Below are 24,603 nucleotides of genomic sequence, written 5' to 3'. Positions count from 1 at the left end.
CGACGGATACTTGCGCGACAGCGTTGGCAACGGCACAGAGGCGCCATGGATATCGCTGCGCTGATCGTCGACCCGGCCGCCTGGGCCGCCCTCGTCACCCTCATCGTGATGGAGGTGGTGCTCGGGATCGACAACCTGATCTTCATCTCGATCCTGACCAACAAGCTGCCCGAGCATCAGCAGCAAAAGGCGCGGCGAATCGGCATCGGGCTGGCGCTGGTGATGCGCATCCTGCTGCTTTCGATGATCTTCGTGATCGTGTCGCTGACGACGCCGGTGTTCGACCTCGGCATCCAGGGCGCGGTCGGACCGACCGGGGAGCCGAGTTTTGAAACCGCCTTCTCGTGGCGCGACCTGATCCTGATCGCCGGCGGCCTGTTCCTGCTGTGGAAGGCGACCAAGGAAATTCACCACACGATCGATCCGGTTCCGACCGACCATGCGGTGCTCGACAAGAAGCAGGTCGCGACGATGAATTTCGGATCGGCGATCTTCCAGATCATCCTGCTCGACATGGTGTTCTCGGTCGATTCGATCCTGACCGCGGTCGGCATGACCGACGAGATCGCGATCATGTTCGTCGCGGTGATCGTCACCGTCATCGTGATGCTGATCGCGGCCGACCCGCTCGCCAATTTCATCAAGCGCAACCCGACCGTGGTCATGCTCGCGCTCGGCTTCCTGCTGATGATCGGCGCCGTGCTGATCGCCGACGGCTTCGGCGTGCACGTGCCCAAGGGCTATATCTATGCCGCGATGGCCTTCTCGGCGATGGTCGAGGTGCTGAACATGGCCTCGCGGCGCCGTGCTGCAAAGCGCGAGGGCGGCGACGCCGCCTGACGCGCGCGGTTATTGAGCGTTAAGCCATAACCGGCTAGGCGCAGACGATGGCCGTTTACCTGCATGAAGAAGATCTGCCCGAGGGCGTGTTCGCCCCCGGTGCCGACATCGCCGTCGATACCGAGACGATGGGGCTGATCACCCCGCGCGATCGCCTGTGTCTCGTCCAGCTGTCCGATGGCGGCCCGGACGAGCATCTGGTGCGGTTCGGCCCGAACAGCGACTATGCCGCGCCCAATCTGCGCGCACTGCTCGCCGATCCGGCGCGGGTGAAGCTCTATCACTTCGCGCGCTTCGACCTGGCCGCGATCCGCCACTATCTGGGCGTCACCGCCGCGCCGGTGTTCTGCACCAAGATCGCGTCGCGGCTCGTGCGCACCTACACCGACCGCCACGGGCTCAAGGACCTGGTGCGCGACCTGCTGGGTCAGGAGATCAGCAAGCAGCAGCAATCGTCCGACTGGGGCGGCCCGGTGCTGAGCGAGGCGCAAAAGGATTATGCCGCGTCCGACGTGCGCTACCTGCACGCGATGCGCGAAGAGCTGAACCGCCGCCTGGCGCGCGAAGGGCGGACGGTGCTGGCCCAGGCCTGTTTCGACTTTCTGCCGCACCGTGCCGATCTCGACCTCGCCGGATGGCCCGAAACGGATATTTTCGCGCATGCGTGAGTTTGGTCTACAGCATCGGGAGCGCCGGCGCCGCCCCATCGAAGGTGTCACATATGTCTGAAATTGCTGTCCAGGAACGCTCGCGGCGTAAGCGCTGGGCGCGGCCTGGCAGCAGCCATGACCGAATCGTGCGGACGCTGCTCGCGGTGCTGCCCGCCGGCATCGGCGTGCTTGGTGCGTTTCTTGTTATGGCGCCCTTGTTCATGGGCGGCGACGTGTCGTTCATGCTCGACAAGAACAAGGTCGATGTCGCCAGCGAGCGGCTGCGCATCCAGTCCGCGCGCTATCGCGGTGCCGATGCCAAGGGCCAGGCCTTTGTGCTTCAGGCCGGATCGGCGGTGCAGAAGAGCTCGGCCGAGCCAGTGGTTCAGCTCAACGACCTGACCGCCGGCATCCAGCTGTCGGACGGCCCGGCCCAGGTAAAGGCGGACAAGGGCCGCTACGATATGGAGAGCGAACAGGTCGCGGTCGATGGTCCGATCCGCTTCCGCACCTCCGATGGCTACCGGCTCGACACGCGCGATTCGACGATCGATCTCAAGTCGCGCCAGCTGACCGGAACCGGCGCCGTGTCGGGCAATACCCCGCTCGGGAACTTCAGTGGGGACAAGATGACCGCCGATCTCGACAAGCGAACCGTAAAAATAGAGGGCAATGCCCGCTTGCGGATCGATCCCAAGCGCGCAAATAGGTGACATCATGGCTCGTGCGCCCCGCCCCCTGCTGATTGCCGCCTCTGCGGCCCTTGTCACCACCGCCCTGATCGGCGGCGCAGCGGTCGGCCAGTCGCGCCACGACTCGAGCGCGCCGATCGATTTCGACGCACAGAGCATCGAGCTGGACGATCGCGCGAACCGCGCGATCCTGTCCGGCGGGGTGAAGATCACACAGGCGAACCTGACGCTCAATGCCGCCCGCGTTACCGTGACCTATAGCGGTCAGGTGATCGACGGATCGCCCGCGGCGACGCGCTTCGATGCGTCGGGCGGTGTCACCGTTTCCCGGCCCGACCAGACCGCGCGCGCGCAATATGGCGTGTACGACATCAACCGTCGGGTCATCACCATGCTGGGCAATGTCAGCCTGACCCAGGGCGGCAATACCGTCAGCGGCGGGCGGCTGACCCTCGATCTCGACAGCGGCCGTGCATCGATCGACGGTTCGGGCGTCGGCACCACCCGCGCGCCCGATGGTACCGTGGTCCGCTCCGGCGGGCGCGTCACCGGGCGCTTCACCGTTCCCGACCGCAACTGATCGGGACATCGGGGCGGATCGTCGCCCACATCCATGCATAAAACTTGCCAAGTGACTGTATGGTGAGGTTTCGCTAAGCATCTCCTGCGATCAGGAAGGGCAGCATGGCAGACGTCGAGACACTGGAACCTGAAACCATCGATGCAAACGCGCCGCCCGCGTCGGGGCTGGCGGTGGTGTCGATCGCCAAATCCTATGACAAGCGCGTCGTGCTGTCGGACGTGTCGCTGTCCGTCGGGCGCGGCGAAGTGGTCGGGCTGCTCGGTCCCAACGGCGCGGGCAAGACGACCTGCTTCTACTCGGTGATGGGACTGGTAAAGCCCGATGCCGGGCGCATCATGCTCGACGGCAACGACATCACTCCGTTGCCGATGTATCGCCGCGCGATCCTGGGGCTGGGCTATCTGCCGCAGGAAACGTCGATCTTCCGCGGGCTTTCGGTCGCGAAGAACATCTCCGCCGTGCTCGAACTGTCGGAGCCGGACAAGGACGCGCGCGCGGGCAAGCTGGAAAAGCTGCTCGACGAATTCGGTTTGACCCGGCTGCGCGACGCGCCGTCGATGGCGCTGTCGGGCGGTGAGCGCCGCCGTGCCGAAATCGCCCGTGCGCTCGCCGCCGATCCGTCGATCATGCTGCTCGACGAGCCGTTCGCGGGCATCGATCCGATCTCGATCGCCGATATCCGCGATCTGGTGAAGGAGCTGAAGACGCGCAACATCGGCGTCCTGATCACCGACCATAATGTCCGCGAAACGCTCGACATCGTCGATCGCGCATCGATCATTTACGACGGTCGCGTGCTGTTCGCCGGGTCGCCCGAGGATCTCGTCGCCGACGCCAATGTGCGCCGCCTGTATCTGGGTGAGGGCTTCTCGCTTTAAGCCATGAGCCTCGCGCCCCGCCTCGATCTGCGCCAGTCGCAATCGCTGGTGATGACGCCGCAATTGCAGCAGGCGATCAAGCTGCTCGCGCTCTCGAACCTCGAGATCGAGACGTTCATCGCCGAAGAGCTTGAGAAGAATCCGTTGCTCGACGCCGGGCGCGGCGAGGACGAGCGCGGCGATGTTGCCGATTCCGGCGAACCGACCGAACCTGTCATCGAACGCGATAGGCCGGCGGATTCGAGCGAACTTCTCTCCTCCGGCGATGCGACGGGGGAGGCGGCGCTGGACGTGGATTTCACCGCCGAGACGTTCCACCATGACAGCGCGGCCGATTCGGTCGGGGGGCTCGATGGCGCGCTCGGCATGGCCGGCACCGGGGCGGGGGGCGAGGATGGCCCGGATTTCGACAGCTTCTCCTCCCCCGACCTCAGCCTTGCCGACCATCTGACGGCCCAGATTGGCGCGGTGATCGACGGCGCCGACCTGTTCATCGCCCAGCATCTGATCGACCAGATCGACGAGTGCGGGTATCTCACCGCCTCGCTGCTCGACATCGCCACCCGGCTCGGCGTCCCGCTCGCACGGGTAGAGGCGGTGCTGGCGCTGATCCAGACGCTCGACCCGACCGGGGTCGGCGCGCGCGACCTGGCCGAATGCCTCGCGCTGCAGGCGAAGGAGGCGGACCGCTACGACCCGTGCATGGCGGCGCTGATCGCCAATCTCGATCTGCTCGCGCGCGGCGAGCTGGCGCGCTTGAAGCGCATCTGCGGCGTCGATGACGAGGATATGGCGGACATGATCCGCGAGCTGCGCAGCTATGATCCCAAGCCCGGCTGCCGCTATGGCGGCGAGGCGGTGCCTGCGGTCACGCCGGACATCTTCGTGGCGCAACGCGGCGCGGCCTGGGCGGTCGAGCTCAACAGCGCCACCCTCCCGCGCGTTCTGGTCAACCGCGCCTATTACACCGAAGTATCGACGGGGCCGCAGGACAAGACGAGCAAGGCGTGGCTCAGCGACATGCTCGCCAGCGCGAACTGGCTGGTCAAGGCGCTCGACCAGCGACAGCGCACGATCATCAAGGTCGCGTCCGAGATCGTGAAGCAGCAGGAAGCCTTCTTCCGCCACGGCGTCAGCCATCTGAAACCGCTGACGCTGCGCCAGATCGCCGACGCGATCGAGATGCACGAATCGACCGTGAGCCGCGTGACGAGCAACAAATATCTGTCCTGCGCGCGCGGCCTGTTCGAGCTGAAATATTTCTTCACCAGCGCGATCCAGTCATCCGAAGGCGGCGACGCGGTCTCGGCCGAAGCGGTCAAGAGCGCGATCCGCGCGCTGATCCAGGCGGAGGATCCCAAGAAGATCCTGTCCGACGATACGCTGGTGGAGATGCTCAACGCCAAGGGCTTCGACATCGCCCGCCGCACCGTCGCGAAATACCGCGAGGCGATGGGCATCGGCAGCTCGGTCCAGCGGCGGCGGCAAAAGGCGCTGGAGGGGGCTTAGCCCAAGGCGGGCAGCCGGACGCACCTGACACTCCTCCCCTTGGCGAGGGAGGATTTTGCGCCCTACTTCCCCCGCCCGGCCTCCGCCGCAATTTCCCCCAACTCCCGTTCGAACAACCGCGCCGCCATTACCGCCGTCGCCGCCGATCGCGCGAAGAACGCCTTCGGGATCGTGTCGAAATCGTCGCTGGGCTGATGATAGTCGGGATAATCCTCGACCCCCAGATAGGCGAACGGGATGCCCTTGCGGTGAAATGCATAATGGTCCGACCCGGCGGTCCAGTCGTCGCTGCCCGTCCAGGGCGGGCCGTCATGCCCGATCTTCAGCGTGACCGGGGCCTCCTTCGCCAGCCGCTCGAACCGCGCGCGCAGGAACGGATAATGATGCGCGCCCGCGACCCACAATTCGCCCTTGTCGCTGCGGCTCAGCATGTCGAGATTGAGGTTCAGCGCGATCCGCGTGCGCGGCACCGGCGGCGAGTCGACAAAGGCATGCGCGCCATACAGTCCCTGTTCCTCGGCGTCCCATAGCGCGAAGATCACGTCGTGCGTCGGCCGGTTGCGCGCGAAATCCGCGGCGATTGCCAGCAAGGCCGCGACACCGGATGCATTATCGTCCGCGCCGTTCAGCACCTTGCCGTCGCGACTGCCGAAATGATCGTAATGCGCGCCGACCACCAGCACCCGGTCGCTTGTCCCGGTCCCGCGAATCCGCCCGACCAGATTGACCCCGTTGAGCACCTGCTCCTTGTGCTTCGCGGTGAACGGCTGCGCATATCCTTCGCCAAACGGCTCGATCCCGATTCCCTGCATCCGCCCGATCAGATAGGCGCGCGCCTTGGCCGATCCGGGCGTGCCCACCAGTCGCCCGGCCATGTCGTCGGCGGCGAGGATGCGGACATCCTCGAACAACTGGTCCGGCAAAGCGGCGGCGGGGAAGAGCAGGGCGGCGGCGAGCGCAAGCGAGCGAAGAAGCATCGCCTCTGCTTCGCTGCCAACCGCCTGCGTCGCAAGCGAAAAGCAAAGCCGCGCGGCCGCGCGATATTTCCTCTGTTGCAGTCCGCCGCTTGCCCCGCCAAGCACGGCGCATGACCAGCATCGGCATTTACGGCAGCTTGGGCCGCATGGGCACCGCGATCCGCGACATTCTGGCCGTGCAGGGCGTGCGCCTCGCCGGCGGCGCGGATGCAGGCGACGATCCGGCGGAGCTGGCGCGCGCCGCCGATGCGCTGGTCGATTTCTCGACCGCCTCGGCACTTGGCGTGCATCTAGCCGCAGCGCGCGATGCCGGGACCCCGATCGTGATCGGCACCACCGGCCTGACCGCCGCCGATCATGCCGCGATCGACGACGCCGCGCGCGACATTGCGGTGCTGCAGACCGGCAACACCTCGCTCGGCGTCGTTCTGCTCGCGCGGCTGGTGCGGGAGGCCGCGACCCGCCTTGGCCCCGATTGGGATATCGAGATTGTCGAGGCGCATCACCGCCACAAGCTCGACGCGCCCTCGGGCACCGCGCTGATGCTCGGCGAAGCGGCCGCCGCCGGGCGCGGAGTCGCGCTGGGTGAAGTCCGCGTCGCCGATCGCGCCGGCCTGTCGGGCGCGCGTGCAGAGGGGACGATCGGCTTCGCCTCGCTGCGCGGCGGCAGCATCGTTGGCGATCACAATGTGATGCTGGCGACCGAGGGTGAGCGGATCGAACTGGCGCATTATGCACAAGACCGCGCGATCTTCGCGCGCGGAGCGGTGCGCGCCGCGCTGTGGCTCGCGGGCCAGCCCGCCGGGCGCTACACGATGGATGCGGTGCTTGGGCTTTAGGTTTGCCGCCATAGCCATGATGCTCGCGCTCGCGGGATGCGACCGCGATGCGACAGAGCGCCGCCACTACGACCATATCGCAACCGACAACGGGATCATCCTCGTCTCTGCCGTTGAGCGGGTGCGCCACCGGTTCCGCCTGCCGATGGATCATGGCGTTGCGGAGTTCCGGTTGTCGGCGGATTTTCGTGCGCGTGCATTCGACGGCGACGCGCTAGCCATGCGCGACGTGCCGATGGCGCATCGCTGGGCTTATGGCCCCGACCGGCCAGATGCCGATGACGACGACGCATTTCCGCGCTTTGTCGCAGGCGGCGGCGGCCTGCATGCGCGTGGGTGCCGCAGGATGGACCCGCGTATCGTCACCGGCTGCCCGGTTGCGGAGCGGGATCCAATCTGGGCGGGCCAGACCGGAAACCGGGCCGAGCTGATCGCGCACAAGGGCACGCGACTGGTGTTCGGCAAGGGGCTGGACGGACGATCCACACCCTGTGTCGTCGATCTGGGGCAGGCCGCGCAAACCACGCCCGACGTCAGCCAGCATCTCGCCAAAATGGGCGGCCCCCGGTTCATGATCGCCTATTATCCGGGGCGCGTGGCCTATATCGTCGATCGCGCCCGCTTGGGACAACCGCTCTATCGCCTCGGCTGTGGAACGGTGAAGGCGATCGGGACGTTGGACACGATGATCGCGCGCCGAACCCGCGACGCGGCGCCGTGGGGACAGCGCGCGGGGCTGCCCCATGTTCAGGTTCACGATATCGCCCCCGATGTCGATCCCGACCAACCGGCACTGATCGTCGCCTGGGCCAGTTCCGGCTATGCACTGCAAGCGAATGTCGTATTGCGCGCCGGTCATGCGCCCGTCGCTCTGTCCAGATTCGCGGCAGATTCTTCCGACATGTACGATCCGCTAGCACCGCCCGCATTCTGGAGGGCTAATCCTGCAAGGGTACTGATCTCGGTTCGACCGACCGGCGGTGGGGGCGGCGGACAGGATTGCCTATTGCGGATTGCCGATATTGATACGGGCAAAGCAACCACGCACGCGCTGGTCGCGTGGTAGAGGTCGCAGGATGAACAAAGCCCAGATTTTTGATTTTTTCGAACGGCTGGCCGCGGCCAATCCGCACCCCGAAACCGAACTCGAATCGGTCAACGACTATACGCTGCTCGTCGCCGTCGTGCTCTCGGCCCAGGCGACCGATGCCGGGGTCAACAAGGCGACCCGCCGCCTGTTTGCGCAGGTCGATACGCCCGAAAAGATGGTCGCGCTGGGCGAGGACGGCCTCAAGCAGCACATCAAGACGATCGGCCTGTTCAACAGCAAGGCCAAGAATGTCATCGCGCTCAGCGAGGCGCTGATCGCGCAGCATGGCAGCCAGGTGCCGGAGGATCGCGACGCGCTCGAAAAGCTCCCCGGCGTCGGGCGCAAGACCGCCAATGTCGTGATGAACGTCGCCTTCGGCCACGAAACCTTTGCGGTCGACACCCATCTCTTCCGCGTCGGCAACCGCACCGGCCTTGCCCGCGGCAAGACCCCGCTGGCGGTCGAGAAGAAGCTGGAAAAGGCGGTGCCGCAGCCATTCCGCCTCCACGCGCACCACTGGCTGATCCTGCACGGCCGCTACATCTGCAAGGCGCGCACGCCCGAATGCTGGCGCTGCCCCGTCGCGGACCTGTGCGCGTTCAAGCCGAAAACGCCCGCGCCCAAAGCTAGGAAAGAACCCGCCGTTTAACGCTGGCGCCGCGCGCGCGGCTTTGCTAGGCGCTGCATCCCACGCACCCGTAGCTCAGCTGGATAGAGCGCTGCCCTCCGAAGGCAGAGGCCAGGGGTTCGAATCCCTTCGGGTGCGCCATTTGTTGAAACTGGGCCAGTCGGCCGGACCGCGATGCGGCCCGGCATGCGACCCACTTACCCCTTGCGGCTGGTTTCGAACAGGAACCAGGCGCGCTCCTCAGCCTGATCGGTCCAGTCGTCCAGGATGCCGCTGGTGGCGTTGTCCTTGGCGTCGTCGACAATGTCCTTCGCCTCGCGCAGCAGCTCGACCAGCTTGAGGTTATCCTCGCGCAGCTCGGCCAGCATCTTGTCGGCGCTGACGAAGTCCGCGTCATTGTCCTTGATCGTCTGGCGGCGGGCAATGTCGCCGATCGAACGCAGCGTGGTGTTGCCGGTCTTGCGCACCCGCTCCGCAATCGCGTCGGTGGTCGCCAGAATCTGCGCCGCCTGCTCGTCCAGCATCAGGTGATAGTCGCGAAAATGCGGTCCCGACACGTGCCAGTGGAAATTCTTTGTCTTCAGATACAGCGCATAGCTGTCGGCCAGAATCCCGTTCAGCGCATCGGCGACGCTCTTGGTGTCGTTGCGGTTGAGATCGGTCGGCGTCTTCAGGTTGTTGGCGGTGTCGGCCATGGAGAATGTCCCTCGCTGATCGTTGAGTCGGGTCTGTAACGACTCTCTACCAATTGGGGTCCCGTTTGGCCCGACGCAATTGCCCGATCAGGGTGATTGAGTGCTTAGATCAGGCGCAACGCCCCCGCGCCGATCACCGCCCCGACGAACAATGCGAGCAGCCCGAAGCCGACGCGAAAGCCCCGGATCGGCAGTTGGCGCCAGCTCAACTCGCCCATCAGCGCGGCTGCCAGATTGACGATCAGGATCGCCGCGCACACGCCGCCGAACGCGAACCATGGGCTTGGCCCGCGCACCCCCAGCGCCAGCGTGAAGAATTGCGTCGTATCGCCCAGTGCGAGGATGAAGATGCCGAGCAGCGGGGTCAGCAATGCCCCCAGCCGCCAGCGCTCGAGCCGGTCGGTTGCCTTCAACCGCCACAGCGCCTCCATCGCCGCAAAGATCAGCGCGAGCGCGAGCAGCAACTGCTTGGCATTGGGGGTGAGCAGGGGGGCGATCAGCAGGGCGCCGGTCGCGGCGATCGCGTTCCCCGCGGCATGGGCGAGCAGCGCGGCAAAGGCGACGGTGAAGGGGCGGCCATAACGGTCGGCTAGGATCGCGACGAGCCAGGGCGAGCGGCCTCCCGCCTGGGTCAGCAATGCGGCGATGAACGCAGGGACCACCGCCTCCATGGAAACCCTTCTAGCTGGCGAGACGAATCGAGCAAGCCGCCGCGAACGCCGCGTCGGTCCGCGAATCGGTGCGGCCACAGGCCACCGCGTCGCGCAGCAGCGACAGTCCGTCGGCTATCATCGGCCCGCGCTGTCCCGATGCAAGCGCGGATTCAAGTGCATGGACGATGCACACGGCCGGAGTCAGGCCATTGGCCATCGCGATCCGGCGAATGGCATCAAGGTCGGCGGCTAGGTCGGATGTCGCCGCGCGCGCAGCCCGCGTCGCGATCGAATCGATTCGCTGGTGCAGTTCGCTGGTCAGTACCCAATTCTGTCCCTGTGCCATGCCTGCCTCCCGTATCGCGCCCGTCTCCTGACAGCAGCGTGCGACAACATGGTTAAAAGGGTCTTAAGCCTGGAATGCGCTGAATTGCGAAAGACAGTGCCAAAGTGGGTCCGACGAAATGTGACGCGCTTGACCCCGGCCCGCCAGGGGAACAACATGACGCCGATATCGCCAATTGGGGTGCGCAAGGATGGTGAAACCGATCGTCGCTGGTCTGATGGTGCTCGCACAGGCGTCTTCCGGCGTGCTTCCGAATGGACGCGTGGTCGAAACGCGGCCCTTGTCAGCCTATCAGGGAGAATGGAGCAGCGTGCAGGCCGGGGGGATCACTTTTCGGCTGAAGGGCAACAGCTTCACGATCATCGGTACGGACCGCGCCGAGCTGCGCCACTGGATCGGCGGCGTGCAGGTAAAGGACATCGCCGCGACGTCCTCCGCATGGCGCCCGGATATGAGCAAGCCCGCGCATCCCAGCATGAATATCGAATCCCAGGCATTTTACGGGCAATGCGCGATCAACAAGCCCAATGGTCCGGACGGCATGGTCCCGACGGGCCAATATTTGCCGTGCGCGCTCGTGCTGTCCGACAGTTCCCCGCAATATCCGCCGATTCGCAAGCGCTGGGAAATCCGGCTGACCGATCCGGCACATCGTCAGACCTATGCCTACAAGTTCGCCCACGGATTTTTCGATCTGCGCAAGCCGGGGTAGGGCGCGAATCCAAGCCCGACTCTGCGATTCCGCAAAGGTTCAGGGCCGCATTTCGGTGCCGCTTTCACCTGACCCAGGCTCTATCGCCCGAAGCCGCGAACACCACCCTGCGCTTGACATTCCCGGCCACAACCGGCATGCGGCCCTCCTGACAGCGGCCTGCCAGCGCGGGCCGCTTATTCTTTTTTGATAATTGCAGGACCCGGGCGATGGCCAAGCCGACTACCGTCAAGATCAAGCTCGTCAGCACCGCTGACACCGGCTTTTTCTATGTGACCAAGAAGAACCCGCGCAACCAGACCGAGAAGCTGAGCTTCCGGAAGTACGATCCCGTCGTGCGCAAGCATGTCGAGTTCAAGGAAGCGAAGATCAAGTGATGCTGACGGCGGCTTAGGCCGCCGGGCGTTGCTCCGGACCTGACCCGGATAAGGGCCGCGGGCGGATTCGCCCAGCGGCCTTTTCGCGTTTTGCGTTTCCTGACGTCGGCGAAGTTGCCCTCCTGTCTTCCGGGACAGGGGAACGCCGCCACCGCTACAAAAGCGCCTTCACTTCGTCCACAAACCGTATCACCGAAATCGGCTTGGTGACATAGGCATTCGCCCCCGCCGCGCGGATGCGCGCCTCGTCCTCCTGCCCCGCATAGGCCGTCACCGCCATCACCGGGATCGCCTTCAGCGCCGGGTCGCCGCGCATGCGGGCGATGATGTCGATGCCGGAAATGTGCGGCAGTTGGATGTCGGTGATCACCAGGTCCGGGGCAAAGCTGCGCGCGGTCGCCACCGCCTCGCGCCCGTCGCGCACCGGCATCGTTTCGAACCCGTGCGCGCGCAGCAGGTCGCAGAAAAGTTTGAGGTTGAGTTCGTTGTCCTCGACAACCAGCACCCTTTTTGCCACGCGATCCCTTCGACGAACGATTGGCCAACGAACGATTGGGCGAGCTCTAGGCGATGCGCAGCGCGGTGACAAATGAGGAGGCGGGGACGCTGGCACTGGGCGCGTTGGCCTGGGCCCTGTCCGATGCCGCGCGCGCACACCGGCTGCTCGACCTGACCGGTCTGTCGCCGCACGACCTGCGCGCCCGCGCCGACGATCCGCAGGTGCTGGCCGCCGTGCTCGGCTTTCTGGAGGCGCATGAGCCCGATCTGATCGCTTGTGCCGACGCGATCGGCACCACCCCCGCCGCACTCGTCGCGGCCCGTCAGGCGCTGGAGACTCCATGAAGCCGCTGCTGATCTGCGACTGCGACGAAGTGTTGCTGCACATGGTGCGCCACTTCGGCACCTGGCTGGACGAGGCGCATGGTATCGAGTTCGACCTGTCGAGCCATGACTGGGCGCGGGCGATGAAGCCGCGTGACGGCCGCACGCTGACCCCCGAGGCGATGTGGGGCTATCTCGACGGTTTCTTCCCCGCACAGATGGACCGCCAGACGCTGGTCCCGCACGCACGCGAAGCGCTGGAGGCGCTGTCCGATCAGGCGGACATCGTCATCCTCACCAATTTGCGCGATCATTGCCGCGAGCATCGCATCGCCCAGCTCGACACGCATGGCATCATCCACCGCGTGGAGTGCAATCAGGGCGGCAAGGGGCGCCCGGTGGCGCAGCTGGTCGAAGAGCATGGCGCCAGCGTCGCGGTGTTCGTCGACGATCTTGCGGTGCATCATCAATCGGTCGCGCAAGAGGCGCCGCACGTGTTCCGCCTGCACATGGTGTCCGAACCGCGGCTCGCTCCGCATGTGCCGGTCGCGCCGCACGCGCACGCCCGTATCGACGACTGGCGCGAGGCGCAGCGCTGGATTTCCGCGCGCTTCGCCGATGGCAAGCCTGCACCCCGATCATAACCCCACGGAGACACGCCATGACCGACGTCCATGCCCGCCTTGCCGAACTCGGCCTCGAACTGCCCGAAGCCGCTGCGCCGGTGGCTGCCTATGTCCCCACCGTCACCGCCGGCGGGCTGATGCACGTGTCGGGACAGCTGCCGTTCAAGGACGGCGTGGTGATGACCGGCCGCCTCGGTGAGGACCGCGACCTGGCCTATGGTCAGGAAGCCGCCGAGCGCTGCGGCCTGATGGTCGTTGCCCAGATCGAAAAGGCGCTGGGCGGGTTCGACCGGGTCGAACGCATCGTGAAGCTTGGCGTGTTCGTGAACTCCGCCCCCAGCTTCACCGAGCAGCCCCAGGTCGCCAATGGCGCGTCGGAGCTGATGGAGAAGCTGTTCGGCGAAGCGGGCCGCCATGCCCGCGCGGCGGTCGGCGTCGCGGTGCTTCCGCGCGGTGCGGCGGTCGAGATCGACGCGATTATTGCGGTCAAGTAACGGTCGCGGATGTTACAATCCTGTTGCGCCGCCGCAACAGCGGCGGCGCAATTGCGCGACAGACGCGAAATGGAATTGTGCAGCGCAACGAATTGCTGCAGCTTTCTCTCGGTGGGAGGCGATAGCCGCGCCGGAACGCAGGTTCCGAGCCAAATGCGGCAGCCCTGTCACTGCAGGTGGGGACCGAAATCGCACCAAGACGAAAGGGATCCCATGCGTTTCACCAAGTCCATCGCCGGCGCGCTGCTGCTCGCCGCCACCGCTACCCCTGCATTCGCGCAGGAAACCGAGGCGCCCGACGCCTTCACCATCACCGGTTCGGCGACCGTCGTCAGCGACTATCGCTTCCGCGGCTTCAGCCAGACCAACGAAGAAGCGACCATCCAGGGCGGCTTCACCGTCGCGCACGAAAGCGGCGTCTATGTCGGCACCTGGGGCTCGGGCATCGGGTTCAACAACGGCACCGAGATCGACGTGTTCGCCGGTTTTGCCAAGGAAGTGGCGTCGGGCCTGACCGCCGATATCGGCGTCACCGGCTATTTCTACCCGGGTTCGTCGGACACCACGATCTTCGAGCCTTATTTCTCGCTCACCGGCACCGTCGGTCCGGCCACGCTGAAGGGCGGCGTCGCCTGGGCGTGGGGCGGCCAGGACGCGCTCGCTGACAAGAGCGCGGTCTATGTCTACACCGATGCCGCCGTCGGCATCCCGGAAACCCCGCTGAAGCTCAAGGCGCATCTGGGCTATGCCAAGAGCGACAGCTTCCTCGGCGGTCTCGACGGTGAAGTGCTCGACTATTCGATCGGCGCCGAAGTCAGCTGGAAGGCGCTGACGCTGGGCGTGTCGTACGTCAACACCGATGCACCGACGCTCGGCGGGTACAAGGAATCGGTCGGCGCGGACGGCGCAGTGCTGTTCACGCTCGGCGCGGCTTTCTAAGCCAACCCGTACCGGACAAAGCGAAGGGCCGCGGAACACTGGTTCCGCGGCCCTTTTGCTGTTTGCGTTACCGTCGCAAGACCCCTCCCAGTAGGGAAGGGAAGAAGCGGGCGGATCAGTTCTGCGGCGTCGGCGAAGCGGCCGGGGCAGGGGTGCTGCCTGCCTGGGTCTGTGCATCGCGGCCATCGCCCTGCGGCGCGGCGACGATGTCGCGGGTCGTGCTGCCCTTGTCCACCACGGCGGTGTCGGGGCTGCCCACGCCCGAGCGGATGCCGACATCGGCGCCCGTGCGCGCGCCGGCTGCGTCGAGCGCCGCGCGCTCGGTCGCGCTGCGCGGTGCGCTGCCACCGAACAGCGCGTCCAGCGCCTGCTGCGCCGGGCCACCGGCATCCTGCGGACGCGGCGCACCCGGCTGGGGCGGGCGCATGGCGAAGTCGGGCGGAATCACCAGCGGCGCCTGACGCGCAACGGCAAATTCGTCGGGACGCTTGCGGTCGCCCAACAGGCTGCTGCCGCAGCTGGCGAGCAGGGTCGCCGCGCCGCATACAGCGACAACAAGCACGGACTTACGCATTGGCATTCTCCACAGGGGCGCCGGTGTCATCGGCCTTGGGTTTCTCACGCACGAACAGCGCCCGGATGAGCAGGATCAGGACGCCGATGGTAATCGCAGCATCGGCGACGTTAAAGACCAAAAAAGGGCGCCATTCGCCAAAGTGCAGATCGGCATAGTCGACGACATAGCCAAAGCGCACGCGATCGACGATGTTCCCCAACGCGCCGCCCAGCACCAGCGCCAGCGCCAGCATGTCGTGGCGGTTCTGCTCCTTGAGCATCCACCAGCCCACGCCGCCGGCGATCGCGGCGGTCAGCGCGACCAGCGCCCAGCGCATCGTATCGGTCTCCGCGGCCAGCAGGCCCAGCGACACCCCGATATTGGCGACGAAGCGCAGGTCGAAAAAGGATACGACCTCGATCGCCTTGCCCGGCGCGTCGATGCCCAGCCCCTCGACCACCCATGCCTTCATTGCCTGATCGGCGACAAAGATCAGCAGGGCGAGGACGAAGCCGATCGTGCGGTTGCGGTTCATGGACCCCATGTCTTTCAGGAAACTACCGAGTCGCAGCGGTGGCACAGCATGCCATCGGCTTCAACCTCCGGAAGCAGACGCCAGCACCGGCCGCACTTCTTGTGCTCGGTCCGCTTGACCGCAACGCCGTCGTCCGACCCGTAATGGACATCGGCAACGATGAACACCTCGGCCAGCTCTGCCGCCGGACGCAGCAGGTTCGGCACCGTGACCTCGGCCTCCAGGCTGGAGCGAATCACCTTTTCGCGCCGCAGCGGCTCGATCGCCTCGGTCACCGCCTCGCGCTGGCGACGGATATCCTCCCACTCGGTGGTGACCAGATCGTCGCCGGGCAGCGCGGGGAGGTCGGGCCATTCGAGGAAATGGACCGATCCGTCCTCGGACGGGAATCGCGCCTGCCACACTTCCTCGGCAGTGAACGCCAGGATCGGCGCGGCATAGCGCACCAGCGCGTGGAACAGCGTGTCGAGCACCGTGCGATACGCCCGCCGCTTCGGGCTATCCGCCGCGTCGCAGTAGAGGCAATCCTTACGGATATCGAAGAAGAAGGCCGACAGGTCCTCATTCATGAAGTCCGACAGCGCGCGGGCATAGCGGTTGAACTCGTAAGCCTCAGCCGCCGCCTTCAGCTCGACATCGAGCATGCCGAGCTTGTGGAGCACATACAGCTCCAGCTCCGGCATCTTCTCGACCGCGACCTTCTCGGCATCGGTGAAGCCATCGAGCGCGCCGAGCAGATAGCGGAAGGTGTTGCGGATCTTGCGATACGCGTCGCCCGTGCCCGCCAGCACCTCCTTGCCGATGCGCACATCCTCGAAATAATCGGTCTGCGCGACCCACAGCCGCAGGATGTCCGCGCCGCTCTCGCCGATGATCTTGAGCGGATCAACGACATTGCCGAGGCTCTTGGACATCTTGCGCCCCTGCCCGTCGAGCGCGAAGCCATGCGTCAGCACCGCGTCATAGGGCGCGCGCCCGCGCGTCCCCGCGCTCTCGAGCAGCGACGACTGGAACCAGCCGCGATGCTGGTCCGACCCTTCGAGATACAGGTTGGCGCGCACGCCAGCGCCGTACCGCGCCTCGATCACGAAGCTGTGCGTCGATCCGCTGTCGAACCACACGTCGAGGATGTCGTTGACGACCTCATAATCGGCCAGATCATAGTCCGGCCCGAGCAACGCCTGATGATCCGCCCCGAACCACGCATCGGCACCCCCCGCGCGGAAGGCGTCGAGGATGCGCGCGTTCACGGCTTCGTCGCGCAGATAATCGCCGCTCTGGCGGTGGACATAAAGCGGGATCGGCACGCCCCACGCACGCTGGCGCGAGATCACCCAGTCCGGCCGCCCCTCGACCATCGCATGGATGCGGTTGCGGCTCTTCTCCGGCACCCAGCGGGTGCGTTCGATGGCGTCGAGCGCGAGGTTGCGCAGGGTGGGGGCGTTGCCGTGCGCCGGGTTCACGATCGGGCCGAATCCGGCGTCCGCTGCAAAGCCGGGCAGTTCGGCGGCAACGTCTCTCCCCGTCACCCCAGCGAAAGCTGGGGTCTCGTGCGGCTCCTGTCCCGCGCTCTCGCCTGAGGCCCCAGCTTTCGCTGGGGCGACCGACGAACGGCTCCCATCCATCGGAATGAACCACTGCGGCGTGCAGCGGAAGATGATCTTCGCCTTCGACCGCCAGCTGTGCGGATAGCTGTGCGCGAAATCGTCCGACGCGGCGAGCAGCGCCCCCGCGGCGCGCAAATCGGTGCAGATCGGCCCGTCGGATGCCACGAACTTCTTGTTGATCACCGATCCCTGACCGCCCAGCCACAGCCAGTCGGCGCGGTACATCCCCGCATCATCGACCGCGAAGACGGGTTCGATGCCATGCGCCTTGCACAGCAGGAAATCGTCCTCGCCATGATCGGGGGCCATATGGACGAGGCCGGTACCGGCGTCGGTGGTGACGAACTCGCCGGGCAGGAACGGACGGGGTCTGGCGAAGAACCCGCCGAGATGGTGCATAGGGTGGCGGGCGGTGGCCCCTTCAAATGCGCTCGATCCGAGAATGCGGATTCCCGAAGGCCCATCGGGCGTGTCGTAGTCGCTGTAACGGTGTTGCTCGATACGCTTCCAGAAGCTTTCCAGCAGATCGCTCGCCACGACGTATTTTCGGCCGTCATAGTTTAGTACGGTGTAGGTAACCTCAGGCCCATAGGCCAAAGCCTGGTTCACCGGGATCGTCCACGGCGTGGTCGTCCAGATCACCGCATGCGCGCCGACCAGCTCCGGCGCGTTCGGCGCATCGACAATCTCGAACGCGACGTCGATCTGCGTCGACACCACATCCTCATATTCAACCTCGGCCTCGGCCAGCGCGGTCTTTTCGACCGGCGACCACATCACCGGCTTGGCCCCGCGATACAGCTGGCCGCTCTCCGCGAACTTCAGCAATTCGCCCGCGATCGTCGCCTCGGCGTCGAACTTCATAGTCAGATAGGGATCGTCCCAATCGCCCATCACGCCCAGCCGCTCGAACTGCCCGCGCTGCACCGCGACCCATTTCTCGGCATAGGCGCGGCATTCGGCGCGGAATTCCGCCGCCGGCACCTCGTCCTTGTTCAGCTTCTTCGCGCGATACGCTTCCTCGATCTTCCACTCGATCGGCAGGCCGTGACAGTCCCAGCCGGGGACATAGGGCGCGTCCTTGCCCATCAACGACTGGCTGCGAACGATGATGTCCTTGAGGATCTTGTTCATCGCATGGCCCATGTGAATGTCGCCATTCGCATAGGGCGGGCCATCGTGCAGGATGAAGCGTTCACGCCCCGCGCGCTGCTCGCGCAGGCGGTGATAGAGGCCGAGTTTTTCCCAGCGCGCCAGGATTTCCGGCTCCTTGGCGGCAAGCCCCGCCTTCATCGGAAAATCGGTCTTCGGCAGGAAGACGGTGTCGCGCCAGTCGCGCTGCGTGTCGTTGGTGTCGGTCATGGGTCTGCGCCGATTAGAGGAAAGCGGGCGGGGCGGAAAGAGCGTTCCCCTCCCGCTTGCGGGAGGGGCTAGGGGAGGGCCTGTCGCGCGACTGCAAGCGAACCGTTGCGGGGACATGCCCTCCCCCGACCCCTCCCGCAGGCGGGAGGGGAGTCAGGTAATTCGCAGCGCGGCCTTCGCATCCTCGCAATCGCGCGCAATCTGCGCCTTCAGCGCATCGAGATCGTTGTACTTGGCCTCGTCGCGCAGAAAGTCGATCAGCTGCACCTCGACCATCTGGCCGTAAAGATCGCCCGAAAAGTCGAAGAAATAGGGCTCGAGCAGCTCCTCGGGCGGGTCGATCATCGGGCGAATCCCGAAATTCGCCACGCCATCCAGCACCCGGCCATCCGCCAGCCGCCCGCGCACCGCATAGACGCCATAGCGCGGGCGCAGATAGGCACCGATGCGGATATTGGCGGTCGGATAGCCCAGCTGTCGGCCCAGCTTTGCCCCGCCCTCGACCACGCCTTGAATCGCAAATGGCCGCGTCAACAGCGCCGCCGCCTCGCGCGGACGCCCTTCGCGCAGCGCGTCGCGGATGCGGCTCGACGACACCACCTCACCCTCCGCCGCGACCGGCGAAACCGTATCGACGCTGAACCCCATCTCCGCGCCGAGTTCCGCGAGCACCGCGACGTTGCCGTCGCGCCCCTTGCCAAAGGTAAAGTCCTCGCCCGTGACGACGCCCCCCGCGCCGATCAGGTCGACCAGCCGCTGCTGCGCGAATTCGCGCGCCGACAGGCTGGCAAGGGCGGCGTCGAACCCGAACACCAGCATCGCGTCGGCGCCCGCTGCGGCAAACAGCCGCGCGCGCTGGTCCAGCGTGGTCAGGCGAAACGGCGGAGTGTCGGGCCGGAAATGGCGCACCGGATGCGGGTCGAACGTCGCGACGATGACCGGACGCCCCTCATCGCGCGCACGCGCCACGGCGCGACCCACCACCGCTTGGTGGCCGCGGTGAAAGCCATCGAAATTCCCCAGCGCAACGATCCCGCCGCGCAGGTTCGCGGGGACCGAAGCCGCTCCGTCCAGCCGCTCCATGCGCGGGGGCTATAGTGCGAAGGACGAAGCGTGCAAATTTCAAATCCTCCCCGGCACCATCCCCGCGCGCAGGACGCGCAGCACATTGCCGCCCATCACCTTGCCGATCTCCTCCGGCGTAAACCCGCGATCGACCAAAGCCTGCGTCACATAGATCAGCTGCGCCGTATCGAACCCCGTCGTCACCGCTCCGTCGAAGTCCGACCCCAGCCCGACATGGTCGATCCCCACCAGATCGCGGACATGCGCGATCGCGGCGGCGACCTTCTCCGGTTCGGTGCCACAGATCGCCGCGTCCCAGTAACCGATTCCGACCACCCCGCCGGTTTTCGCCACGCCGCGAATCTCCTCGTCGCTCAGGTTGCGGTTGACCTTGCACACCGCCTGCACGCCGCCGTGGCTCGAGACGACCGGGCGCCTGGCGATCTTGAGCACTTCGGCGACCGTCGCGTGGCTCGAATGCGCGATGTCGACAATCATGCCGAGCTGCTCCATCCGCCGCACCGTCTGGCGGCCGAGCGGGGTCAGCCCGCCCTTTTGCTCGCCATGCATCGACCCGGCGATCTCATTGTCGAAGAAATGGACTAGGCCCGCCATGCGGAACCCGGCACTGTAGAGCCGATCGAGGTTCTCGAGCTTGCCCTCCATATTCTGCAGCCCCTCGATCGACAGCAGCCCGCCGACCGCCTTCTGCCCCGCCGCGCGCGCCGCGAGCAGCACATCGAGCTCGCCGGGGGATCGGATGACGTGCAGCCGCCCCTCCGACCGCGCCGCCGCGCGCTCCAGCTTCTGCGCATGGAACAGCGAGCGTTCGAGCAGCGAGGTCCAGGTGCGCGGCGGCTGCAGCTGCGCGACCGCGAGCATGGTTATATTGTCGGTCTCCGCGCTGTTGGCGTCGTAATTCTGCCCCTTCGGCGTCTTGGTCACCGACGAGAAGATCTGCAGCGCGACATTTCCCTCGATCAGCCGGGGCAGGTCGACATGGCCGCGCGACGCGCGCTCCAGTACGTCGCGTTTCCACAGTAACGTGTCCTCATGCATGTCCGCGATCTGGAGACCTGCGTGCAGTTTGCGGGTGGAATCGGACACGGTCGGCAACTTGGTCGCGACGACTTGATTCATCCCTTTTTCGACATAGCCGGGGGCAAAGGCGAAAAAGGCGAACAACGCCACCGCGATCAGGGCAATCGCACCCCAAATCCATTTCCGCATCGCCAAATCCCCCCTTCGTCATGCCGGACTTGGTCCGGCATCCACCGTGCCGCGCATCCGATCACTTAAGGTTTTGCGGCACTGTGGACCCCGGCACAAGGCCGGGGTGGCAATCAGGGAGCGCGGGTGAGGGTAACGAAACTATAGGCAGGCCGCTCGCCCTCGGCGGCATGATCCTCGCGCGCGACTTCACGCCACTCCGCCCCGAACGCCGGCACCACCGCGTCCCCGGCGGGCGACGCATGCACCTCGGTCAGCTCGATCCGCTCGGCAAGTGGCAGAAACAGCGCGAAAATCTCCGCCCCGCCAATTACCGCGACATCGCCGTCACCCGCGATTTCCAGCGCCTCCGCGACCGAATGCACCACCTCCGCCCCCTCCGCGCGCCAATTCGGATCGCGGGTCAGGACGATGTGGCGACGGCCGGGCAGGGGGGCCGGAAACCCCTCGAACGTCTTGCGCCCCATCACCATCGGCTTGCCCATGGTCTGCGCTTTGAACCGCTTGAGGTCCGCGGGCAGCCGCCACGGCAGGTCGCCATCGACCCCGATGACCCCATTTTCCGCCCGCGCCAGATGAAAGGTGATCAAACCGCCACCGCGCCCTTGATATGCGGCTGCGCGACATAATCGTGCAGCACGAAATCCTCGAACTCATAGGCGTCGATCGACGGCGGACGGCGCAGAATCTCCAGGCGCGGCGGCGGCCCCGGCGTGCGCGTCAGCTGCAGCTCCGCCTGTTCGACATGGTTGGAGTAGAGGTGGCAATCGCCCCCGGTCCAGATGAACTCGCCCACCTCCAGATCGCATTGCTGCGCCAGCATATGGGTCAGCAGCGCATAGCTCGCGATGTTGAACGGCACGCCCAGGAAGATGTCGGCGCTGCGCTGATACAGCTGCAGCGACAGCTTGCCGTTGGCGACATGGCACTGGAACAGGCAGTGGCACGGCGCCAGCGCCATCGCGTGCAATTCACCGGGATTCCAGGCGGATACGATCATCCGGCGCGACGCGGGGCTGGTCTTCAGCGTCTCGATCAGCTCCTTGATCTGGTCGATATGCCGGCCGTCCGGCGCCTCCCAGTCGCGCCACTGCTTGCCATAGACGGGGCCGAGACCGCCATTGTCGTCCGCCCATTCGTCCCAGATGCTGACCCGCCGGTCCTGCAGCCACTTCACATTGGTGTCGCCGCGCAGGAACCACAGCAATTCGATGAAGATCGACCGGATGTGCAGTTTCTTGGTCGTCAGCAGCGGAAAGCCTTCGCCAAGGTCGAAACGCATCTGGTGGCCGAACACGCTGCGCGTGCCCACGCCGGTCCGGTCATTCTGCACCGCGCCATGGCGCAGCGCGCGTTCCATCAGGTCGAGATATTGCCGCATCGCCCGAGCCTAGCCGAGCGTCCCGGAGCCGCCAAGCGCGGTCTCACCATTTTGGTGTGAAGTCCCGCCATCGCGGACGCAGTTGCGCTCGACCCGGCAGCGGCGGCGCGCGACGCTCGACGTATGGCTGGCGCGTTGTCCGTTCTTTCCCCGGAAGCTTCCCCCGACGTGCTGGCCAGCCGCCTTGCTGCCGAGATCGCCGATGCGCGGCACGAGCTTGCAGTCTTTGCATTTTGCGACTCGCGCGGGGCCGTGATCGGCGCGCGCCGCATCACCTCACCCTGGAGCGATGCGGTGGAACTGCCGCTGCGCCGGATCGTCGCCGATGCGGTGCTGCTGGATGCGGCGCGGGTGGTGATGGCGCACAACCATCCGTTCGGCGAAGCCTGGCCCAGCCGCGCCGACCGCGTGGTGACTACCCGCATTGCCCGCGCGCTCGCGGCGGTGGACACGCGGCTGGTCGATCATGTGGTGGTGGGGCGAGGGGGCGCGACGTGGAGTTTCCAGGCGGCGGGGTTGCTCTGACCCCTATTCGTCGCCCATCGGCTTGCCGGTCGCGCTTGCTCTCGGGCGGTTGGGGCAGGGGCGGATTGCCGAGGGTTCGGGGCGCGGTCCTTCTGCCTTGAACATCGCCAGATAACCGCCGGCCGACGGCATGTCGCGAATCGCCACCTGTCGATAACCGACCGCGGCGAACTCGCATTTCAGCAGGGCGCGCGGCGTACCGTGATTTTCGGTCGCACGATCCGCATCGACCACGACCACCAGCCCGTCGCGGCGCAGCGACGTGCGCATCCGCCACAGGAATTCATAGGGCTCCTCGATCTCGTGATACATATGCACCATGAACACGCGGTCGAAGCTGTTGTCGGGCAGCTTGGGGTCGTCCGGCTCGCCCAGCCGCACGCTGACATTGTCGAGCCGGTCGCGTGCCACGCGCTGCGCCAGCGCGTCGCGCACTTCGGGCACGATGTCCTGTGCCAGCACCCTGCCCTTGGCACCGACACGCGCCGCCAGGCGAACGGTGTAATAGCCCTCGCCCGCGCCGATATCGGCGACGGTGGTGCCGGGGCGGATATCCGCCATGTTCATGACGGTATCGGCTTCGTTCAGCCGGTCGCGCGCCTCTTCGGTCGACCAGCGCGACGACACGATCGGCGCAACCGGGCGGTCGGCGGCGGGAAAGGCCAGCTCTTCGCTCGGCTCGGGCTGAGGGCGCGGGCGCGTCTCGTCACACCCGGCGATCAGCAGCGCCGGGGTCAGGAACAACGCAGCGCCGGCCAGTCTCAATCGACGTCCTCCACCTCGACCGTTTCGCCGGTCACGCGCTGTGATAGCGCAGCTGCCATGAACGGGTCGAGTGCCCCGTCGAGCACATCCGACGGGGCGGTCGAGGTGACGCCGGTGCGCAGGTCCTTCACCAGCTGATAGGGCTGGAGGACATAGGAGCGGATCTGGTGGCCCCAGCCGATCTCGGTCTTGGCGGTATACTCGCCCAGCGCCGCCGCCTCGCGCTTGGCGAGCTCCGCTTCGTACAGCCGTGCCTTTAGCATGCCCATCGCGGTCGCGCGGTTCTTGTGCTGCGACCGGTCCTGCTGGCTGGCGACGATGATGCCGCTGGGCACGTGGGTGATGCGCACCGCCGAATCGGTGGTGTTGACGTGCTGCCCGCCCGCGCCGGATGCGCGATAGGTGTCGATCTTCAGGTCGCTTTCGTTGATCTCGATATCGATCGAATCGTCGATCACCGGATAGACCCACACCGACGAGAAGCTGGTGTGCCGCCGCGCCGAGCTGTCGTACGGCGAGATGCGCACCAGGCGGTGCACGCCGCTCTCGGTCTTGGCATAGCCATAGGCATTTTCGCCCTTGATCAGCAGCGTCGCCGACTTGATCCCGGCCTGCTCGCCGGCGTGATAGTCCATCAGCTCGACCTTGAAGCCATGACGCTCGGCCCAGCGCGTGTACATGCGCTGCAGCATCTCGGCCCAGTCCTGACTCTCGGTCCCGCCCGCGCCCGAATGGACTTCGAGATAGGTGTCGTTGCCATCGGCCTCGCCCGACAGCAGTGCCTTCACCTTGTCCTGCTCGGCGCGCGCGGCGAGCGCGGCGAGCGCCTGCGTGCCCTCGCTCGCCATCTCCTCATCGCCCTCGGCGTCGGCCATTTCGATCAGCTCGCTGGTCTCGGCCAGCTCGCGTTCGATCGCGCGAGTCGCGGTGATCGATTCGTCGAGGCGGCGGCGCTCGCGCATCACCTCCTGCGCCTCGCGGGGCTTGTCCCACAGGGTCGGGTCCTCGACTCGTGCGTTCAGCTCGTCGAGCCGGCGCAGCGCCTTGTCCCAGTCGATGAAGCGGCGCAGCAGTGCGAGCGCGGCGTTGATCTTGTCGGCATGAGCCTGCGCTTCGGCGCGCATTGTAATTGACCTTTCAAACAATCCGTCATCCCAGCGAACGCTGGGGTCTCCAGCCGCAAGCGCGCGGCGTGAGGCACGAGGCCCCGGCGTTCGCCGGGGCAAC

Annotated in this window: 30 protein-coding genes and 1 tRNA gene; 17 read left to right on the top strand and 14 right to left on the bottom strand. The window is 66.1% G+C overall.

Features of this window, described 5'->3' with window-relative positions; all coding sequences use genetic code 11:
* Positions 1–45: 45 nt before the first annotated feature.
* From ACO05N_RS01885 to rpoN, 6 genes are all read left to right on the top strand, one after another.
* Positions 46–840, top strand: coding sequence for a TerC family protein (locus ACO05N_RS01885; RefSeq protein WP_422055510.1), 795 nt, complete (start codon positions 46–48; stop codon positions 838–840).
* A 47-nt stretch (positions 841–887) separates the two neighbouring features.
* Complete coding sequence (locus tag ACO05N_RS01880) at positions 888–1,508, top strand: ribonuclease D (RefSeq protein WP_422055509.1); 621 nt, start codon at positions 888–890, stop codon at positions 1,506–1,508.
* A gap of 53 nt (positions 1,509–1,561) precedes the next feature.
* Positions 1,562–2,203 (top strand): LPS export ABC transporter periplasmic protein LptC, encoded by a 642-nt coding sequence (gene lptC / locus ACO05N_RS01875; RefSeq protein ID WP_422055508.1) that lies wholly within the window; start codon positions 1,562–1,564, stop codon positions 2,201–2,203.
* A gap of 4 nt (positions 2,204–2,207) precedes the next feature.
* The gene (locus ACO05N_RS01870) at positions 2,208–2,762 is read left to right on the top strand and encodes an LptA/OstA family protein (RefSeq protein WP_422055507.1); all 555 of its coding nucleotides are present in this window, start codon (positions 2,208–2,210) and stop codon (positions 2,760–2,762) included.
* Positions 2,763–2,866: 104 nt separating this feature from the next.
* Positions 2,867–3,643, top strand: a complete 777-nt coding sequence (lptB, locus tag ACO05N_RS01865; RefSeq protein ID WP_422055506.1) for an LPS export ABC transporter ATP-binding protein — start codon at positions 2,867–2,869, stop codon at positions 3,641–3,643.
* Positions 3,644–3,646: 3 nt separating this feature from the next.
* A complete protein-coding gene (gene rpoN / locus ACO05N_RS01860; protein ID WP_422055505.1) occupies positions 3,647–5,152 on the top strand; it encodes an RNA polymerase factor sigma-54 in 1,506 nt (501 codons plus the stop codon).
* A 62-nt stretch (positions 5,153–5,214) separates the two neighbouring features.
* Here the strand turns inward: rpoN and ACO05N_RS01855 are convergent, their stop codons facing one another.
* The gene (locus ACO05N_RS01855; RefSeq protein ID WP_422055504.1) at positions 5,215–6,129 is read right to left on the bottom strand and encodes a M28 family peptidase; all 915 of its coding nucleotides are present in this window, start codon (positions 6,127–6,129) and stop codon (positions 5,215–5,217) included.
* 110 nt (positions 6,130–6,239) lie between these two features.
* Here ACO05N_RS01855 and dapB point away from each other — a divergent pair, with 110 nt between their 5' ends.
* From dapB to ACO05N_RS01835, 4 genes are all read left to right on the top strand, one after another.
* A complete protein-coding gene (gene dapB / locus ACO05N_RS01850; protein WP_422055503.1) occupies positions 6,240–6,968 on the top strand; it encodes a 4-hydroxy-tetrahydrodipicolinate reductase in 729 nt (242 codons plus the stop codon).
* A 16-nt stretch (positions 6,969–6,984) separates the two neighbouring features.
* Positions 6,985–8,034 carry a hypothetical protein gene (locus ACO05N_RS01845; protein WP_422055502.1) on the top strand — a complete coding sequence of 350 codons (1,050 nt, stop codon included), beginning with the start codon at positions 6,985–6,987 and terminating at the stop codon, positions 8,032–8,034.
* 10 nt (positions 8,035–8,044) lie between these two features.
* Complete coding sequence (nth, locus tag ACO05N_RS01840) at positions 8,045–8,707, top strand: endonuclease III (RefSeq protein WP_422055501.1); 663 nt, start codon at positions 8,045–8,047, stop codon at positions 8,705–8,707.
* Positions 8,708–8,750: 43 nt separating this feature from the next.
* Positions 8,751–8,827 (top strand) — tRNA-Arg (locus tag ACO05N_RS01835).
* Positions 8,828–8,883: 56 nt separating this feature from the next.
* Here the strand turns inward: ACO05N_RS01835 and ACO05N_RS01830 are convergent.
* From ACO05N_RS01830 to ACO05N_RS01820, 3 genes are all read right to left on the bottom strand, one after another.
* Positions 8,884–9,381 (bottom strand): Dps family protein, encoded by a 498-nt coding sequence (locus ACO05N_RS01830; protein WP_422055500.1) that lies wholly within the window; start codon positions 9,379–9,381, stop codon positions 8,884–8,886.
* A gap of 104 nt (positions 9,382–9,485) precedes the next feature.
* Complete coding sequence (locus tag ACO05N_RS01825) at positions 9,486–10,052, bottom strand: TMEM165/GDT1 family protein (protein WP_422055499.1); 567 nt, start codon at positions 10,050–10,052, stop codon at positions 9,486–9,488.
* A 10-nt stretch (positions 10,053–10,062) separates the two neighbouring features.
* The gene (locus tag ACO05N_RS01820; RefSeq protein WP_422055498.1) at positions 10,063–10,380 is read right to left on the bottom strand and encodes a hypothetical protein; all 318 of its coding nucleotides are present in this window, start codon (positions 10,378–10,380) and stop codon (positions 10,063–10,065) included.
* Positions 10,381–10,570: 190 nt separating this feature from the next.
* Here ACO05N_RS01820 and ACO05N_RS01815 point away from each other — a divergent pair, with 190 nt between their 5' ends.
* Positions 10,571–11,092 carry a hypothetical protein gene (locus ACO05N_RS01815; protein ID WP_422055497.1) on the top strand — a complete coding sequence of 174 codons (522 nt, stop codon included), beginning with the start codon at positions 10,571–10,573 and terminating at the stop codon, positions 11,090–11,092.
* A gap of 209 nt (positions 11,093–11,301) precedes the next feature.
* Positions 11,302–11,469 carry a 50S ribosomal protein L33 gene (gene rpmG, locus ACO05N_RS01810; protein ID WP_066664926.1) on the top strand — a complete coding sequence of 56 codons (168 nt, stop codon included), beginning with the start codon at positions 11,302–11,304 and terminating at the stop codon, positions 11,467–11,469.
* A 154-nt stretch (positions 11,470–11,623) separates the two neighbouring features.
* Here rpmG and ACO05N_RS01805 read toward each other — a convergent pair whose 3' ends face one another.
* Positions 11,624–11,986, bottom strand: a complete 363-nt coding sequence (locus tag ACO05N_RS01805) for a response regulator (RefSeq protein ID WP_422055496.1) — start codon at positions 11,984–11,986, stop codon at positions 11,624–11,626.
* Between the two features lie 53 nt (positions 11,987–12,039).
* On the opposite strand from ACO05N_RS01805, the gene ACO05N_RS01800 reads away from it, so the two are divergent.
* The 4 genes from ACO05N_RS01800 to ACO05N_RS01785 all read left to right on the top strand — a co-directional run bounded on the left by ACO05N_RS01800 (position 12,040) and on the right by ACO05N_RS01785 (position 14,350).
* On the top strand, positions 12,040–12,312 hold the full coding sequence (locus ACO05N_RS01800) for a DUF3572 family protein (RefSeq protein WP_422055495.1): 273 nt from the start codon (positions 12,040–12,042) through the stop codon (positions 12,310–12,312).
* Entirely contained in the window at positions 12,309–12,935 is a 627-nt protein-coding gene (locus tag ACO05N_RS01795; protein WP_422055494.1) for an HAD family hydrolase, read from the top strand. The genes ACO05N_RS01800 and ACO05N_RS01795 overlap by 4 nt, the downstream gene beginning before the upstream one ends.
* Before the next feature lie 17 nt (positions 12,936–12,952).
* Positions 12,953–13,411: a RidA family protein gene (locus ACO05N_RS01790; protein ID WP_300501605.1), complete on the top strand. Its 459-nt coding sequence runs from the start codon at positions 12,953–12,955 to the stop codon at positions 13,409–13,411.
* Between the two features lie 213 nt (positions 13,412–13,624).
* Positions 13,625–14,350 carry a TorF family putative porin gene (locus tag ACO05N_RS01785; protein ID WP_422055493.1) on the top strand — a complete coding sequence of 242 codons (726 nt, stop codon included), beginning with the start codon at positions 13,625–13,627 and terminating at the stop codon, positions 14,348–14,350.
* 115 nt (positions 14,351–14,465) lie between these two features.
* On the opposite strand, the gene ACO05N_RS01780 is transcribed toward ACO05N_RS01785, so the two are convergent.
* From ACO05N_RS01780 to ACO05N_RS01750, 7 genes are all read right to left on the bottom strand, one after another.
* Positions 14,466–14,924, bottom strand: coding sequence for a DUF3035 domain-containing protein (locus ACO05N_RS01780; protein ID WP_422055492.1), 459 nt, complete (start codon positions 14,922–14,924; stop codon positions 14,466–14,468).
* The gene (gene lspA / locus ACO05N_RS01775; RefSeq protein WP_422055491.1) at positions 14,917–15,441 is read right to left on the bottom strand and encodes a signal peptidase II; all 525 of its coding nucleotides are present in this window, start codon (positions 15,439–15,441) and stop codon (positions 14,917–14,919) included. Before lspA ends, ACO05N_RS01780 begins: the two co-directional genes overlap by 8 nt.
* A gap of 14 nt (positions 15,442–15,455) precedes the next feature.
* The gene (locus tag ACO05N_RS01770; protein WP_422055490.1) at positions 15,456–18,410 is read right to left on the bottom strand and encodes an isoleucine--tRNA ligase; all 2,955 of its coding nucleotides are present in this window, start codon (positions 18,408–18,410) and stop codon (positions 15,456–15,458) included.
* Between the two features lie 153 nt (positions 18,411–18,563).
* A complete protein-coding gene (locus tag ACO05N_RS01765; RefSeq protein WP_422055489.1) occupies positions 18,564–19,493 on the bottom strand; it encodes a bifunctional riboflavin kinase/FAD synthetase in 930 nt (309 codons plus the stop codon).
* Between the two features lie 39 nt (positions 19,494–19,532).
* Positions 19,533–20,705, bottom strand: a complete 1,173-nt coding sequence (locus ACO05N_RS01760; protein ID WP_422055488.1) for a dipeptidase — start codon at positions 20,703–20,705, stop codon at positions 19,533–19,535.
* Between the two features lie 113 nt (positions 20,706–20,818).
* Positions 20,819–21,295 carry a dihydrofolate reductase gene (locus ACO05N_RS01755; RefSeq protein WP_422055487.1) on the bottom strand — a complete coding sequence of 159 codons (477 nt, stop codon included), beginning with the start codon at positions 21,293–21,295 and terminating at the stop codon, positions 20,819–20,821.
* Positions 21,292–22,086 (bottom strand): thymidylate synthase, encoded by a 795-nt coding sequence (locus ACO05N_RS01750; RefSeq protein WP_422055486.1) that lies wholly within the window; start codon positions 22,084–22,086, stop codon positions 21,292–21,294. Before ACO05N_RS01750 ends, ACO05N_RS01755 begins: the two co-directional genes overlap by 4 nt.
* 135 nt (positions 22,087–22,221) lie before the next feature.
* Here ACO05N_RS01750 and ACO05N_RS01745 point away from each other — a divergent pair, with 135 nt between their 5' ends.
* Positions 22,222–22,611 (top strand): JAB domain-containing protein, encoded by a 390-nt coding sequence (locus ACO05N_RS01745; RefSeq protein WP_422055485.1) that lies wholly within the window; start codon positions 22,222–22,224, stop codon positions 22,609–22,611.
* Between the two features lie 3 nt (positions 22,612–22,614).
* On the opposite strand, the gene ACO05N_RS01740 is transcribed toward ACO05N_RS01745, so the two are convergent.
* Both ACO05N_RS01740 and prfB read right to left on the bottom strand, forming a co-directional pair.
* On the bottom strand, positions 22,615–23,376 hold the full coding sequence (locus ACO05N_RS01740; RefSeq protein WP_422055484.1) for a class I SAM-dependent methyltransferase: 762 nt from the start codon (positions 23,374–23,376) through the stop codon (positions 22,615–22,617).
* A complete protein-coding gene (prfB, locus tag ACO05N_RS01735; protein WP_422055483.1) occupies positions 23,373–24,500 on the bottom strand; it encodes a peptide chain release factor 2 in 1,128 nt (375 codons plus the stop codon). Before prfB ends, ACO05N_RS01740 begins: the two co-directional genes overlap by 4 nt.
* Positions 24,501–24,603 lie beyond the last annotated feature (103 nt).

It is taken from the genome of Sphingomonas sp. (assembly GCF_965227385.1).
Taxonomy (GTDB): domain Bacteria; phylum Pseudomonadota; class Alphaproteobacteria; order Sphingomonadales; family Sphingomonadaceae; genus Sphingomonas.
Note: the sequence above shows the minus strand (reverse complement) of the source record. Positions and strands in the feature narration are given on the sequence as shown.